The sequence below is a fragment of the Vibrio sp. SCSIO 43133 genome (genome assembly GCF_023716845.1).
In the GTDB taxonomy this organism is placed as follows: Bacteria; Pseudomonadota; Gammaproteobacteria; order Enterobacterales; family Vibrionaceae; genus Vibrio; species Vibrio mediterranei.
Window position 1 is genome coordinate 1,523,957 of record NZ_CP068025.1, and the last position, 15,044, is coordinate 1,539,000.

General features: G+C 43.1%; 12 protein-coding genes. 9 read left to right on the top strand and 3 right to left on the bottom strand.

Going from position 1 to position 15,044, the window contains the following annotated elements:
* Positions 1 to 77: 77 nt before the first annotated feature.
* On the bottom strand, positions 78 to 1,556 hold the full coding sequence (gene xylB, locus JKJ11_RS23695) for a xylulokinase (protein ID WP_252039384.1): 1,479 nt from the start codon (positions 1,554 to 1,556) through the stop codon (positions 78 to 80).
* A 171-nt stretch (positions 1,557 to 1,727) separates the two neighbouring features.
* Here xylB and JKJ11_RS23700 point away from each other — a divergent pair, with 171 nt between their 5' ends.
* The 5 genes from JKJ11_RS23700 (at position 1,728) to JKJ11_RS23720 (ending at position 6,078) form a co-directional block, all read left to right on the top strand.
* Complete coding sequence (locus JKJ11_RS23700; RefSeq protein WP_171389312.1) at positions 1,728 to 2,768, top strand: alcohol dehydrogenase catalytic domain-containing protein; 1,041 nt, start codon at positions 1,728 to 1,730, stop codon at positions 2,766 to 2,768.
* 4 nt (positions 2,769 to 2,772) lie between these two features.
* Complete coding sequence (gene gatY / locus JKJ11_RS23705) at positions 2,773 to 3,627, top strand: tagatose-bisphosphate aldolase subunit GatY (RefSeq protein ID WP_038230874.1); 855 nt, start codon at positions 2,773 to 2,775, stop codon at positions 3,625 to 3,627.
* 16 nt (positions 3,628 to 3,643) lie between these two features.
* Complete coding sequence (gene fucU, locus JKJ11_RS23710; RefSeq protein ID WP_006070253.1) at positions 3,644 to 4,066, top strand: L-fucose mutarotase; 423 nt, start codon at positions 3,644 to 3,646, stop codon at positions 4,064 to 4,066.
* Between the two features lie 99 nt (positions 4,067 to 4,165).
* Positions 4,166 to 5,191, top strand: a complete 1,026-nt coding sequence (locus JKJ11_RS23715) for an aldo/keto reductase (RefSeq protein WP_006070252.1) — start codon at positions 4,166 to 4,168, stop codon at positions 5,189 to 5,191.
* A 104-nt stretch (positions 5,192 to 5,295) separates the two neighbouring features.
* Positions 5,296 to 6,078: a DeoR/GlpR family DNA-binding transcription regulator gene (locus tag JKJ11_RS23720; RefSeq protein WP_252039386.1), complete on the top strand. Its 783-nt coding sequence runs from the start codon at positions 5,296 to 5,298 to the stop codon at positions 6,076 to 6,078.
* A 44-nt stretch (positions 6,079 to 6,122) separates the two neighbouring features.
* Here the strand turns inward: JKJ11_RS23720 and gatZ are convergent, their stop codons facing one another.
* Positions 6,123 to 7,385, bottom strand: a complete 1,263-nt coding sequence (gene gatZ / locus JKJ11_RS23725; RefSeq protein WP_252039388.1) for a tagatose-bisphosphate aldolase subunit GatZ — start codon at positions 7,383 to 7,385, stop codon at positions 6,123 to 6,125.
* A gap of 385 nt (positions 7,386 to 7,770) precedes the next feature.
* On the opposite strand from gatZ, the gene JKJ11_RS23730 reads away from it, so the two are divergent.
* Positions 7,771 to 8,712 (top strand): AEC family transporter, encoded by a 942-nt coding sequence (locus JKJ11_RS23730; protein ID WP_252039390.1) that lies wholly within the window; start codon positions 7,771 to 7,773, stop codon positions 8,710 to 8,712.
* A 42-nt stretch (positions 8,713 to 8,754) separates the two neighbouring features.
* On the opposite strand, the gene JKJ11_RS23735 is transcribed toward JKJ11_RS23730, so the two are convergent.
* Positions 8,755 to 9,474, bottom strand: coding sequence for a TetR/AcrR family transcriptional regulator (locus JKJ11_RS23735; RefSeq protein ID WP_006070248.1), 720 nt, complete (start codon positions 9,472 to 9,474; stop codon positions 8,755 to 8,757).
* Positions 9,475 to 9,744: 270 nt separating this feature from the next.
* Here JKJ11_RS23735 and JKJ11_RS23740 point away from each other — a divergent pair, with 270 nt between their 5' ends.
* The 3 genes from JKJ11_RS23740 to JKJ11_RS23750 are packed head-to-tail and all read left to right on the top strand — an operon-like array spanning position 9,745 to position 14,932.
* Positions 9,745 to 10,818 carry an efflux RND transporter periplasmic adaptor subunit gene (locus JKJ11_RS23740; protein ID WP_088877754.1) on the top strand — a complete coding sequence of 358 codons (1,074 nt, stop codon included), beginning with the start codon at positions 9,745 to 9,747 and terminating at the stop codon, positions 10,816 to 10,818.
* The gene (locus JKJ11_RS23745; RefSeq protein ID WP_006070246.1) at positions 10,818 to 11,873 is read left to right on the top strand and encodes an efflux RND transporter periplasmic adaptor subunit; all 1,056 of its coding nucleotides are present in this window, start codon (positions 10,818 to 10,820) and stop codon (positions 11,871 to 11,873) included. The genes JKJ11_RS23740 and JKJ11_RS23745 overlap by 1 nt, the downstream gene beginning before the upstream one ends.
* Before the next feature lie 2 nt (positions 11,874 to 11,875).
* On the top strand, positions 11,876 to 14,932 hold the full coding sequence (locus tag JKJ11_RS23750) for an efflux RND transporter permease subunit (protein ID WP_124941640.1): 3,057 nt from the start codon (positions 11,876 to 11,878) through the stop codon (positions 14,930 to 14,932).
* Positions 14,933 to 15,044 lie beyond the last annotated feature (112 nt).

Here is a 15,044-nt window from a genome sequence, read left to right on the forward strand (position 1 = left end):
ATATGAAAGTGAGTTAGGCTTTTTTGCTTTCAAATAATTACGAGTGGCGAGTGCCACCCGTAACGTGACATAAGGAATTAGACAAATTGAGCCATATGACGGTTCAGGTGGTATTGGTATGATTCTGCTATTGTCCGGTAGGTTTGAACGTTTTTCGCAATTGGTGTGACAGACTTTTCCTCATCTACCTTAAGCGTATTCGAACATATGTCCGTTATCTGAGTGGGTTGATAAAGGTTTTCGTGAGCCCAACATGCTTGAATTGCAGCACCTACAGCTGCTGCTTCGGTCGAAACTGGACACCAAAGTGGTAAGTTGGTTACGTCCGATATCAGTTGCCGCCACATTTTACTCTTTGCCCCTCCACCTATCACACAGGTCTTATCAAATTTCACTCCCGCACTTTCTAGCACATTAGCTCCTAGTCCTAGGTTAAAAGTAACAGCCTCGACAGTGGCTTTGAGCAGGTTTCCTGGTGTGAGGTTAGTGGCCGTGATTCCAAGAAGAGCGCCATTTGCATTAGGCACATTTGGTAGGCGAGCTCCGTTAAAAAATGGCAAACAGATTAGGCCGTCAGCGCCAATAGGACTTGATTCGAGCAGGGTATCGAACTCACTGATATCACCGTTAACAAGGTTAAGAATCTGGTTGTTCGCAGTGGTGACGTTCATGGTGCTAGCGAGCGGCAAATAACCATTTGTCGAAGAGCAAAATGCGTTTAAATCTTTATGCTCACGACTATCTACTTGCTCAGAACTGTGTGAAAAAAGGGTACCAGATGTGCCTAAACTAATAGTTAGCTGCCCACTTCCAACATTACCCGTCCCTATGGCTGCCATCATATTATCTCCGCCTCCTGAGGAAACGATGACATTGGTATTTAGCCCAAGTCTCTCAGCTATAGAAGGGTGCAGTGTTCCCACTATTTCTTGAGACTGCAAGATGTCAGGTTGCGCTAATTCATTTTCGAATTTGATAAGGGAAAGCAGCTCGTCACTTATCGACTTCGAAACAGTGTCAAACCAGCCTGTTCCAGAAGCATCGCCCGGCTCTACAGTAAAACGACCGGTTAGGCACCAATTAAGGTAGTCATGCGGTAGCATCATTTTGTGGATCCTGCGAAAGCTAATTGGGTCATTCTCCTTTACCCACAATAGTTTACCTAACGAAAATGCCACGGGAACTTGAATGCCTAATTTCTCTACTAAGTTAAGGTCATGGGTTTGTGTAAATGCGCTGAGAGCAGCTTGGGGTCTTGTATCACACCAGAGCAAAGCGTCTCTAATCACTTGATTGTTTTGATCTAATAACACCAAACCATGCTGTTGACCTGAAATCCCAATTCCCTTTATCGCTTTTTTATGTTGCTCGATCCCTTTAAATGCTTTGTCGATAGAAGCTATGAGCGCATCAAACCATTCTTCTGGTCTTTGCTCTCTTTGTCCCAATTGTTCCATTATTGTTGAATGTGGAGTGTAGCCCTGCCCCAAAATGCCACCATCTTGCCAAATGATCGCCTTCGTTCCTTGAGTGCCACAATCGATACCAATAAACATTTTCTAATCCTTTCTAAGTTGTTCGATTTGTGATCTAACACAAACAATACATGTAAATTAGACGAAAATCGAAACTTTCAATTGAAATCCGTAACACATAATACATAAAATCATAAGCATTCGAAAGATACATGTAAGATTCTGAAACTGATTTAATGAAAAGGTATTGAGATGCTTAGTATTGCTGTTAAATCGAACAATAAACTTGAGATAGCCCAAATTTCAAAACCTACTTTGAAAAAAAGTTCGGTTCTTGTGAAGGTGCACGTCTCTGGGTTGTGTGGTTCTGATTTGCCAAGAATTTTCGATGATGGGGCCCATTTCTATCCGATTGTACTGGGACACGAATTTTCTGGGGAAGTCGTAGAAGTTGGAGAAGAGGTCAGTCAACTAAAAAATGGAGATAGAATTTCATGTGCTCCTTTAGTCCCATGTGGCAGTTGCCCTCAGTGTATGAATGGCCGATATAGCTTGTGTAGTGATTACAGCTTTATAGGATCGCGTGCACAAGGCGGAAACGCCGAGTTTGTAGAGGTTCCCGAGCAATGTTGTTTCTTGCTCGATGAGTCTGTGTCATCAATTCAAGGTGCTTTCTTCGAACCATTAACAGTTAGCCTTCACCCTATCCTGATGGCTGGTGGTGTTGAGGGTAAAGATGTGGTGGTGGTAGGTGTTGGTACTATTGGCTTACTGGCGGTGCAGGCCGTAAAAGCAATGGGAGCTGCCACTGTTACGGCGATCGATATAGCAGATGAGAAACTTTCAAAAGCTAAATCACTGGGTGCGGATTATTGTTTCAATTCACTGGACAAAGATATTCGCGAACAAATGCAATCGCTTCCTTTTGCTGGAGAGCATCAACTGATTTTGGAAACTGCAGGTAGTCCAGCTTCTGTCAAACAGTGTTTAAGCATCGCGAGCCCGAGAGCGACTGTTGCTTTAATTGGCACTCTCCATCAGGACTTAACTCTTACTCACCAGCAGTTTGGACAAATTCTCAGAAAAGAACTGACACTTTTTGGAAGTTGGATGAATTATTCCGCTCCCTATCCTGGAAAAGAGTGGGAAGTGGCTCGTGAGCTTTTCTCTAAAAATCTTATTGATACCCAATCACTATTAGATGGCGTGTATGAACCTTCAGAGTTCGTTAAACGCGTCGAAGCGCTGAACGGCAAAAGCCCAGATGGCAAAATACTTTTAAAGTGGAGCTAAGATAATGACTCTAATTCATACCAAATACTTGCTTGAGCAAGCTCAAAAATCAGGCTATGCAATCCCAGCTTTTAATATACATAACTTAGAGTCTGTTCATTGCGTTTTAGACACTGCTAAAGAGATGGACTCTCCGGTTATTCTTGCAGGAACGCCATCTACGTATCAGTACGCGGGTACACCTGAATTAGTGGCTTTGGTAGAAGCTGCAGCAAAAGACCGAGGTATGCAAGTAGCTTTGCACCTAGACCACCATACTTCTTTTGAAGATATCGAATACAAGGTAAAAGCCGGCATACGTTCGGCGATGGTAGATGGCTCCCATGCTCCATTCGAAGAAAACATCGAAATTACTCGAAAAGTTGTCGCCCTTTGTCATCGCTATGGAGCATCAGTGGAGGCTGAACTTGGTCAATTAGTGGGACAAGAGGATGACCTTATCATTGACTCCGTGGATGAACCCTACACTGACCCCGTACAAGCATTTGATTTTGCAAATCGCACTGGCATTGATTCTTTAGCTATTGCTATTGGTACTGCACATGGCCTTTATAAGGAAACACCGAAGCTAGATTTTGAACGACTCAGAGATATAGCCAGCCGAGTTTCCATTCCTTTAGTGTTGCATGGAGCATCAGGAGTGCCTTCAGATGATGTTTCGCGTTGCGTGTCTATGGGGATATGTAAAGTCAACGTAGCAACGGAACTTAAAATTGCCTATGCCGATACTCTAAAAGCTGTTTTTGAGGACGATCCTACTGTTAATGACCCTAGGGTATATAACATTGAAGCGAAAAAGGCGATGGCACGAGTTATTCGCCAGAAAATTGATATTTGTGGAAGTGCAGGTCGAATCTAAAGATAAGGAGTCAAAAATGTTGAAAAATATCAATCCTATCGTTGAACCAGAGCTACTTTTTATTCTCGCTAAAATGGGACATGGTGACGAAATTGTTTTCTCAGACATTCATTTTCCAGCCTATTCATGTGGAGACTATGTATTGCAGGCTAGAGGGTGTGAAGTGTCAGACCTTGTTGAGGCGGTTATCCCTTTGATTGAGCTCGACCAATATGTACCGGACAAAGTCGTAATGATGGCGACAGTTGGAGATGATGTTCACCCACCAGGGTTAATTGAAGAATATACTTCGAAGCTTCCGAATAATACCGAGATCTCATTTATTGATAGATTTGCTTTCTATGAGAGAGCGAAGTCCGCAAAGTGTATTGTAGTAACCGGAACCACTCGAAAGTACGGCAATATTATATTGAAGAAAGGTGTAACCCCTATTCTTTAGACGCAAACCTTAATCGCAGGTCGACAGTCAACAAAGACCAATCGGCAATGCCTTTACAAAATTGATATTGAGCTCAGATTGAGCATGGAGAACATAGCAATGACAGTAGCATATTCATACCAGCCGACAGTTGATATAGATAAAGTACCAACTAAAACACTGTATACGGGTCAAAAAATGCCGGCGGTTGGACTCGGAACTTTTGGTTCAGATCGTTTTGGGCCTGAAGAAGTATCGCAGGCAGTTTATGGTGCCATAAAGGCAGGGTATCGATTCTTGGATTGTGCCTCTATCTATGGGAATGAGGATCAGATTGGTGATGTTCTTAAACGCGCAATGAATGACTTCGGTATTGAGCGCGAGGAATTTTTCATAAACTCGAAAGTTTGGAATGACCAACATGATGATGTCATAAATGCATGTAAGAAGACTTTGAAAGACCTTCAAGTAGATTATCTCGATCTTTATATGGTTCATTGGCCGTTTCCAAATTTCCACCCTATTGGTTGTGACGGAGACTCTCGTAGTCCAGATGCTAAGCCATATATCCATGAAGACTTTATGAAAACATGGCGTCAAATGGAGCAACTTGTTGAAATGGGACTGGTTAAGGCGATTGGTACGTCGAATATGACCATAGCAAAAATGGCGTTGTTAATCAGGGATGCAAGAATAAAACCTGCAGTTAATGAGATGGAATGTCACCCATTATTTCAGCAAGAAGAGTTATATAACTACATGATTAATAACGATGTAGTGCCTGTGGGATTTTGTCCGATTGGATCTCCAACAAGACCTGAGCGTGATAAAACGGCGGAAGACCTCGTGGATATAGAGAATCCAGTTATTGTTGCTGCAGCTGAGCGCTTGGGGGTTCATCCTGCAATTGTCTGTATCAAATGGGCAGTGCAGCGAGGTCATGTACCAATACCTTTCTCTGTTGCCGAAGATCAGTATGTCTCAAACCTGAAATGTGTAACTGAAAATCCATTAACGGCGGAAGAATTGGAAGCAATATCAAGAATTGATGCTAATAACCGTTTGATTAAAGGCCAAGTTTTTTTATGGGAAGGCGCTGATAGCTGGGAACAATTGTGGGATTTAGATGGTAATATTTCCGCATAGTTTGTATTTATATATCATTTACATTGCGGAATCTTTCAAATACCATTGATGTTTTTCGCAATGTGAGCCGCCACGTTGTTTCGAAGTTGTAGAGTGAGGAACGCATGAACCCGTTAAACCGTAGAGAAAAGATACTCGAGCTCCTTAAAAAAGATGGCCAGGTTGCTGTTAAAGAGTTATCAGTATTATTTGATACTTCTGAAGTTACACTTCGCTCGGATCTGAAGTTTTTGGAAAATCAGGGCAAATTAAAACGTTTCTTTGGCGGAGCACAGTCGATTGAATCTCTCCCTCTTACTCAACAAGAGTATGAAGATGAAGTGCAAATCGACAATCGATATCAATTAAATTCAGACTCCAAAGAAAGAATTGCTTGTGTGGCCGCTAGTCTCGTTAGAAAAGGTGATTCCATTATCATTGATAGTGGCAGTACCACGCATCTTGTTGCCAAATGCCTCGCTAAGGAAGGCGGGTATACTATTATCACGAATAATCTGGCGGCTTCATCAGAATTATTGGAAGCACCAGATACGACTCTAGTTATTGTTGGTGGAACATATCGCAGCAAAACGAAATCCCTTCATGGATACCAAGCGGAACAGTGCTTAAATGGTGTTCAGGCAGATGTACTTTTTGTGGGAGCTGATGGTATTGACCCCGAGAAGGGTATCACGACTTTTAATGAGGGATACGCAATTACTGGTGTAATGGCATCTTGTGTTCAAAAGGTCGTTGCAGTCGTTGATTCTTCTAAATTAGGGCGTATTGGTTTCAACAAGGTCCTAGACGCTTCTCAGATAGACACCTTAGTGACTGATAGCGGTATTCCAGCTGATACTAAAAGAAAGTTTGAAAATATTGGCTTGGAAGTAATCGTTGTTGATTAATGCTTATGTTCTTAAAAAGGCCAGCATTGCTGGCCTTTTTAGTTTTACTCACACGCTTTGGAGTACATCTCTACTACTTCTTGAATTTTGTCGATCACCAACGTTGTTGGTTCTAGGTCAATGATTCCTTCGCTAACTTTTTGATACTGTTTCGGCATATATTGACTGAGCATAGACAACGGAATTGGGTTTGCTCTTAGGTTGCTAATTAACAGGTTAAATGCGTTTTGAATCCGTGGCTCAGACCAGTAGTAGCGAATACGATCTGAGAAGCTGTAGTGGAGGTTATTAATGATTGTCGAGTGCTTATCACCATAGTATGACTTCCAGTATTTAGGTTCATCTAGAAGAACATCATCAACCACTTTTTTGAAGCGACTACTCTGTTCTATTGAGACTATTTCTGTTTCCATTTCGGCTAGAGCAAATAGTGCTTCACGTAAAGCAAACGTAAGAGCTGGTCCTACTTTTAGGATAGCGAAATGGTTTTCTACTAAATCACTAAGGTGTTCTTGGGTTTGATAGTCGGTAGAATGTGCTTCATAAAGCCATGGAGTGTCTTCTATAAAGCGGGAAATCTCAGAAGCTTTGTCTTTTTTAAATCGAATGACTTTGCTGTGGTCAAATTCTACCCCTGGCTGAACTACGACCGCTATTACTCTACTCAATGCTTCGCTAATTCCCAGCGCTTCGAAAGCTGTGACATGAGTGTCAATGGTATTTCGGATATCAGTGAGCTTACTTACATGTACTGCTTCGATTTCAGTAGCTTCTCCTCCAGGAACAGGCACCTCGGTACCAATGACGTAGGTGAGTTTTGATTTTAGCTCAGGAGCAATATGCGTTTCTGCTACTTTACACATTTCCGCCGACCGTTTTGCGACAATCATAGGGTCGAGAGGGATATCATCGTCAGCACAAGACATTGAGGCATCTAGGTGTATTTTTGTAAACCCAGCTTCCACATACGCTTTGATTAGCTCTAGGGATTTTGCCATAGCAGAGCTTGCACTCTCCTGCTGCCAACAGTTTGGACCTAAGTGGTCACCGCCGAGAATGATTCGTTCGATGGGGAAACCGACTTTAATTGCAATATCATGAACGTAGTTTACGAAATCTTTCGGGTGCATTCCTGTATAACCACCAAATTGATTCACCTGGTTTGATGTTGCTTCGATCAATACTTGTTTTCCTGACGTAAGTTCGTATTTTAGTACAGCTTCAATGACTAATGGGTGAGCTGAACATACGGAGTAAATGCCCAACTTCTGATTGTCTTCCTTGTGTGATCTTACGAGTTCTTTCACAGCTAATCTCCAGTTAAAATTATCTATTCCGTCTTTCAGCGACGCTATATCGCTGATTGATATCTGTACTAATGATAATTTAAAATCAACCGAATGTCTTCGAATATTTACGAACGAAAGTATTTGTGTGATGGTAGTAGTGTTTAGAAGGTTTTACTAAGTGCAATGCCGCTACATTCTGTTTTTTTGATTCCGTTGTGTTTCTTTTGATTTCGATTTTATTGTGTTAAGGGATGTTCAAAATAGTTTGCGGTGAGCACATCAGCTAACAATATTGCGTACTTCCAGAGTTTACAGAGTGATAATATAGCCTTTGCTTGTTAACTGGAGTTGTTGCCATAGTTCAAGGGTTTGTAGGCGATACGGATTTTGTCGAGGAGATTTTGTGGTTCAGCAACTAATAATTATGCTGGTTCTTATAGGTGTCAGCTTTTTTGTGGGAATGCTTATTCAGCACTATGCGCCGACACGTTCAGAGGCTTTAAGATCATTAGCGAGTCAATCCTCGTTACTATTCATTATTCCTTTTGCTGTCATTAACTCTTTGTGGCAGTTGAGTGGTGTAGATACTGAGTTACTGATAGTGCCGTTGCTGGGAGTTGGAGTTATTGGCTCTGGTGCAGTAACAGCTATCTTCATTTCTCGTATTTTCTCTTTATCGCGGACGAATTTTGCCTCGTTACTCCCTACTACCAGTTTCTACAATATCGGTGCTTTAGGTGCGTTGTTTGCCTTTGTGTTTTTTGGTGAAGATGGTGTCGCCTTGCTTGCGCTATTCAAGTTATTTGAAGAAGCGATCTATTTCGGCTTGATATTTCCTTACTGTCGCGCGCAGGGAAAAACAATGGGTGGTAAAGCTCATCAATTTTGGCGCAATCCTGTTTTTGTAGTTTCTGTCAGTGCTTTATGTACGGGACTATTTTTGTCTGCTACCGATATACGTCGACCTTCCATTTTGTCAGATGTTAGTCAATGGCTTATACCACTTGGTAGTTTGTTACTTGTATTTGCTGCGGGACTAACTTTCCATCTTACTGGTTCGAGAAAGTGGGCTAGAATTGCGATAGCTGCTTCTATGACAAGGATTGCATTTGGTGTTCTATTTGTCTTATGTGTTTTTTGGTCTCTGGATATCTGGAGTGCAGCTAGCGGAGTCTTGCTGCCGCTTTGTATCATGCTAGCCTGCATGCCTTGTGGCTTTATCGGGGTATTGCCTGCTAGGTTGTATGGTTTGAATACAGCAGTGGCAAATACTTGTTGGATAGTGACATACTTTATGTCACTCGTTGTAGGCATGTTTTATTTCTTAGTTTCTTGGAGTGGATGAGAGCTCGTAGATTAACCCTCAATCCACTTCATACATACTCCGTTACCTTGGACACTCACCCCAATCACATTCAACCTGATAAACAAGCTCATCGACCTTTGTCGGCTTCAAACGGTCTTGTTCACCTATAGACAGCTCATTTGCAACTTGTGCTTCGAACAGCGACCAGTGTTTGACCAAACATTCATCCAGATCTGTGGTTTCCTGTGACCATGTTTCTTTGAGCATGGGGAGCATACAAGCAGAACCGTGGGCGAACATCATCAGTTTCCACTTCAGCTCATGCATAATGAGTGGCGTTTGTGGGGAATTTGCGTTGTAGTCATCAACCAATTTGAACACGATGCTCTCAATTTCTCCGGTGCTATCAATAAAGTAGTCGAAGAATTCATTTTCTTGACGCATTGCGTCTGCGATAAGTTGGATCGGTTGAGGAATGACAATGCAGTGCGCCAACATACCTACAGCAAAACGGTAGACTTTGACATTCGCGGGGGTGTCTTCTGGAAGCTGATCGAGAAGATAACGAATGTACTTTTGCATATACGCGTGAAGGTGGTCGCTGATGCCATACCAAATTTGTTCTTTGCTACCGAAGTGGTGACGAATCAAACTATGAGAGACGCCTGCGCGCTCACTAATATTGCGTATGGATACACGCTCATAGCCTAGCTCACAAAACATTTCTGCTGCGACCGTCATGATCAGGTTTTTCGTCTCTTCCGCTGCCGTTGCGCTGCGACGACCTTTTTTCTTTTCCACTCGATACCTTCTAAATTCAATCAATCCTATACAGGGTACTGCAATAATGTGCTCGACGACAAGATTCGCATCAATCCTGTCATCAAGAGCAGTAAATTTACTGAGTTAATGTCACGACTTCTTCATATAACCAAAAGCGATAAAGTTAGTCGTAAAAATTATACTGCACACATGTGCAATATTTATTGATCTCTTTCAAATTATACTTATACTGCACACTTGTAAAGTAATTAACTGCACAAGTGTAAAATATAATTTGGGATAAATATTATGAAAACCCATCGTCTATTCAAAACTAGTGGTTTGATTGTGTTGCCTTTATTGGCAGCCGTCGGCCTGTCCGGTTGTAATCAAGCACAATCGGAAATCAATGAACCCGTGATCAAGCCAGTTAAAGTGGTCGAAGTTCCTGAGTTGAATTTCTCGCCAGTGAGCAGTTATTTGGCGCAAGTGGATGCCACAGACCGAGCACAGCTGTCGTTTCAGGTAGCAGGACAAATATCTTCGATAGATGTGAAGATGGGTGAAGCGGTGAGAGCGGGTGAAATTCTAGCGACACTTGACCCAACGGACTATCAAGTGGCCTTGGATGCTCGTCAAGCTGAGTTTGATCTCGCACAGTCCCAATTAAAACGTGCCGAGCAGTTATTTGCTAAGAAGCTTATCAGTGCCGATGCCTTTGATCGCAATGAAACACAGTTTAAGGCCTCACAGGCGTCGCTTGAGCAAGCTAAGGCGGATCTAGGTTACACACAAATTATCGCTCCGTTTGATGGTGTGGTGTCAGTTACTCATCAAAAACCATATGAAGTGGTCGGTGCCAAGCAGCCCATTCTGAACCTCATCAGTAGCCAAGACTTAGACGTTACGTTCGCTATTCCGGTCACTGAAGTGAAGAACATGACGCTGGATGAGCTTAAGCATCAGCACTTTTTCGTCACGCTAGATAGCCATCGTAACCAGCGTATTGAAGCGTCCTTTAGAGAGATTGCGATGCAGCCTGATCTTGATACCAATAGCTACGCAGCGTCAGTAAAAATCACTAAGCCAGAAAATATCAATGTACTCGCAGGCATGTCCGGACAAGTACATATCCAAAGTGAAACCACAGAACGTGCGTTTTCTTTGCCTGTTGCCGCATGGATTAACCAGAACGAAACCAGCGGTAAGGTTTGGCGCTTTGACCCAGCGACCCATCAAGTTCATCAAATCAAGCTTTCACTTGATGAAAAGGGTGACGTGACGGCTGGTTTACAACAAGGCGACCAAATTGTAGTAGCAGGCGCGGCAAACTTAGCCGAAGGACAGCAAGTCAAATTATGGACTCGTGAGGGTGGTATCTAGTGAAAAAGTCAATATTAGCATTAGGTTTAGCCGCCCTTACGTTGCAAGGCTGTTATTCAGATATCACTGTGCGTGAGCGAGCACCGTTGCAGGTGGAGACGATTGAAGTTCAAAAACCTGTTGAACAGCAATATCGCGAGTTTCGTGGCCAAGTAGTCACAGCTGAGCAGACCAATCTGGCGTTCCGTATTCAAGGTGAAATCTCACACTTACTCGTGAAATCTGGTCAATCGGTGAAGAAAGGTCAAGTTGTCGCAAAGCTTGATGACCAAAAACTTCAGCAACAGTACCGTGATGCACAAGCACAATTTGAACTAGCGACCAAGCAATTGCGTCGTGGTGCGGAATTATATTCAAGAGACATGATCTCTAGCTCTGAGCTGGATGAATTAACGTCCAACAAGCAGCTTGCGAAAGCGCAGTATCAGAACATTCAACATCAGATTCAATATACCAGCTTGAAGGCACCTTTTGCGGGTGTGGTCGCGAGTGTTGATAAAGAGCGTTTCGAAAATGTTGGGCCTGGTGAAACTGTGGTGTCTATCTATCAAGACGACAAGGTGTACGTGAAAATCAGTTTGTCGGACTACATTCTTGCATCGATTACTCCACAGGCTCAAAAAAACGCTTATCAGCCAAGAGCCTATTTTTCTGGTGTAGATCAAAGCTACAGCATGAAGTATTTGGAGCACTCTAGCGAGCCTGACTCACAAAGCCGTGCCTATGAATTGTGGCTTCAGATGCCTCAACCAACTGAGAAAATCCTTCCTGGTACGAGTGTTGCCGTGAACGTGGACATGGTGGCAGCAGGGCTAAGTTCAATCCAAGGCTATCAGTTGCCTATGACCGTGCTTGAGGCCGGTACTAAGCAAGGCGAGTTCTTTGTATGGAAACATGCTGAAGGAGTCGTCACTAAGACGCCTGTTCACGTGGATCAAATAAATAGTTTCGGTGTGATTGTTGATACTGGTGTTACCCAGGGCGACGTGTTGGTGAGCTCTAACTTGAGAAAACTGAGAGATGGTGAAGAAGTGGCTCTCAAGGGGAATAAATAACAATGAGTTTAACGGAATATTCAATTAAGAACCGCGTCATCAGCTGGTTGTTTCTAGTCATTTTAGCTATCGGTGGCGTGCAATCTTTTATGGATCTAGGTCGTTTGGAAGACCCTGCATTTACCATTAAAGATGCAATGATTATTTCTACCTATCCGGGGGCAACATCCACGGAAGTCGAAGAAGAACTGACGTATCCATTAGAGAAAGAAATCCGCAAACTCCCTTATATCGATAACATCAAATCGACATCATCTTCGGGTCTTTCTCAAATCATGGTTAGTATGAAAATGGACTATGGTCCTGATGAGTTGCCACAGATTTGGGATGAGATGCGCCGAAAAATCAATGATCTACAACCGCAGCTCCCAAATGGTGTGAGCTCGGTACAAATCATTGACGATTTTGGTGATGTGTTTGGCGTAATGATCATGCTCACGGGTGATGGCTATGATTATGTTGAGCTTAAGCGCTATGCGGATTATTTAAGCAGAGAGCTTGAGTTAGTCGATGGCGTAGGCAAAGTGGCCATTGCAGGCGATCAGCAAGAGATGCTGTTTGTTGAGCTGTCTCTAGAAAGGTTGTCAGCACTGAATCTGGACATGAATGCGGTGATGGGATTGCTTAATCAGCAAAACAGCGTGCTTTCCTCTGGCGAGATTATGATTAATGGCGAAAGCTTAGCGATTCGTCCAAATGGTAGCTTAGATTCCGTTGAGTCATTGGAAAATCTGATTATCCATGGTCGTGATACCGGAAACTTGATTCGTCTTAAAGATGTCGCGGATATTTCAAAAGGTATTCAAGAGAAACCGTCGAATGTGATTACGTTTAACGGTAAGCCTGCTATTAACCTAGCGATTTCATTTTCGTCTGGGGTTAACGTAGTGGAAGTCGGTAAGGCGTTAGATGTACAGCTGAAATCATTAGAAAGCATCAAACCTGCGGGCATTCATCTTGACTACTTCTACAATCAATCGGCGGAAGTAGATAAGTCAGTTCAAGACTTTGTAGTCAGCCTTGCTCAAGCGGTTGGAATCGTCATTTTAGTGCTGCTGTTTACCATGGGAATGCGTAGCGGCATCATCATTGGTGCGGTTTTGCTGCTAACGGTGTTTGGTACTTTCATTATGATGAGTATCAATAATATCGAGCTACATCGTATTTCTCTGGGCGCGTTGATTATTGCTCTGGGTATGCTGGTAGATAATGCCATCGTGATTGTAGAAGGCATTTTAGTAGGGCTAAAACAAGGCCAAACCAAGAAGCAAGCTGCAATGGGTATCGCTAAGCAAACTCAATGGCCACTGCTTGGTGCAACCGTAATTGCGATTACAGCATTTGCGCCTATTGGTTTGTCTCAGGACGCAACTGGTGAATTCATGGGGTCTCTATTTTGGGTTCTGTGTTACTCACTGTTCCTAAGTTGGATTACCGCATTAACGTTGACACCGTTCTTGGCTGACTTACTGCTGAAGGAATCAGACAAAAACGAGAGCGCAGATGACTCTGACCCATATAAAGGTGTTTTGTTCACGGTCTTCCGTTGGTCATTAAAACTTGCTTTAAAACTGCGTTGGTTAACCGTCGCGGGCATGGTAGCAATGCTCATTGCCGCGGTGATGGCGTTTGGTTTGGTGAAACAGTCGTTTTTCCCACCATCTAATACGCCAATGTTCTTTGTCGATATGTGGATGCCTGAAGGAACGGATATTCGTCAGACACTTAAGCAAACAGAAAAAGTGGAGCAATACATTCAAGCGCAGGATAACGTTGAGTTCGTCTCTACGTCGGTTGGTCAAGGACTACAACGCTTCATGTTGACTTATCAGCCAGAGAAGAGCTACGAAGGCTATGCTCAGCTGCAAGTACGAGCAACTAGTCGCGACAATATGTTTGAGCTACTACATAAGTTAGATGATAACTTAGCGAGCGAATTCGCCGCACCAACGTTCCAGCTACGTTTAATGGAGTTCGGTCCGTCGCCTGCTTCAAAGATCGAGGCTCGTATTATAGGTCCAGATCCTCAAGTACTACGTGATATTGCGGTACAAGTTGAAGATGTACTGATTGCTGATCCAGGGGCGCGAAACATTCGACATGATTGGCGTGAAAGAACCAAAGAGCTAGTTCCTCAATTTAACGAGTCGAAAGCGCGTCGTTTGGGTATCTCTAAAGAGGATTTATCTAACACACTTCAGCTGGCATTCGGTGGCAATACCATTGGCATATTCCGTGATGGCACTCAGATGCTACCTATCGTGACTCGCCTAATTGAAGATGAGCGTGTGGACTATGCGTCTTTGCAGAATATTTCCATATGGAGTCCAATGCTTCAGACCTATGTTCCGGTCGAGCAAGTCATTGACAATGTTACTTTGGATTGGCAAGAACCTATTATTCAACGTCGTGATAGAAAACGTACATTAACCGTACTGGCAGATCACGATGTGCTTGGAGATGAAACCGCAGCAAGTTTATTCGCTCGTGTTAAGCCACAGGTAGAATCACTGCCTCTGCCTGATGGCTACACGATCGAATGGGGTGGCGAATATGAATCATCGAAGGATGCGCAAGAAGCGATGTTCAAATCCTTGCCTATGGGTTATTTATTGATGTTCATTATTACCATGTTGCTATTCAACTCATTGAAAAAGCCTTTGGTGATATGGCTTACTGTTCCACTGTCGATCATTGGTGTCGCATTTGGTCTCTTACTATCCAATATGCCATTCAGCTTTACGGCGTTACTTGGATTGTTAAGCCTGAGCGGTATGATCCTGAAAAACGGTATTGTTCTGATGGATCAGATCAATCTTGAGCTGGAAAGTGGCAAGGATCCGTATTTAGCGATTGTTGATAGTGCTGTGAGTCGTGTGCGTCCAGTGAGTATGGCGGCCTTGACAACTATTTTGGGGATGATCCCGCTGGTGTTTGATGCGTTCTTTGGCTCTATGGCGGTGACGATCATGGCTGGACTTGGATTTGCGACGGTACTGACTTTGATCGTGGTGCCAGTACTGTTTGCTATTTTCTTCAATATCAAACCAGCTAAGTAACTATCTAACGAAATTAAAGCGTCGAGCCCACTCTTAGGAGTGGGCTTTTTTGTACCAGTTAAATGCGCACTTTGTTGATTATTAGTAGTGATACGTGATTTTCGCAGCAAGA

Bases quoted from the DNA above. Each gene is read 5' to 3' on its own strand.
- xylB (WP_252039384.1), bottom strand. From the start codon at position 1,556: ATGTTTATTGGTATCGATTGTGGCACTCAAGGAACGAAGGCGATCATT.
- JKJ11_RS23700 (WP_171389312.1), top strand. From the start codon at position 1,728: ATGCTTAGTATTGCTGTTAAATCGAACAATAAACTTGAGATAGCCCAA.
- gatY (WP_038230874.1), top strand. From the start codon at position 2,773: ATGACTCTAATTCATACCAAATACTTGCTTGAGCAAGCTCAAAAATCA.
- fucU (WP_006070253.1), top strand. From the start codon at position 3,644: ATGTTGAAAAATATCAATCCTATCGTTGAACCAGAGCTACTTTTTATT.
- JKJ11_RS23715 (WP_006070252.1), top strand. From the start codon at position 4,166: ATGACAGTAGCATATTCATACCAGCCGACAGTTGATATAGATAAAGTA.
- JKJ11_RS23720 (WP_252039386.1), top strand. From the start codon at position 5,296: ATGAACCCGTTAAACCGTAGAGAAAAGATACTCGAGCTCCTTAAAAAA.
- JKJ11_RS23740 (WP_088877754.1), top strand. From the start codon at position 9,745: ATGAAAACCCATCGTCTATTCAAAACTAGTGGTTTGATTGTGTTGCCT.
- JKJ11_RS23750 (WP_124941640.1), top strand. From the start codon at position 11,876: ATGAGTTTAACGGAATATTCAATTAAGAACCGCGTCATCAGCTGGTTG.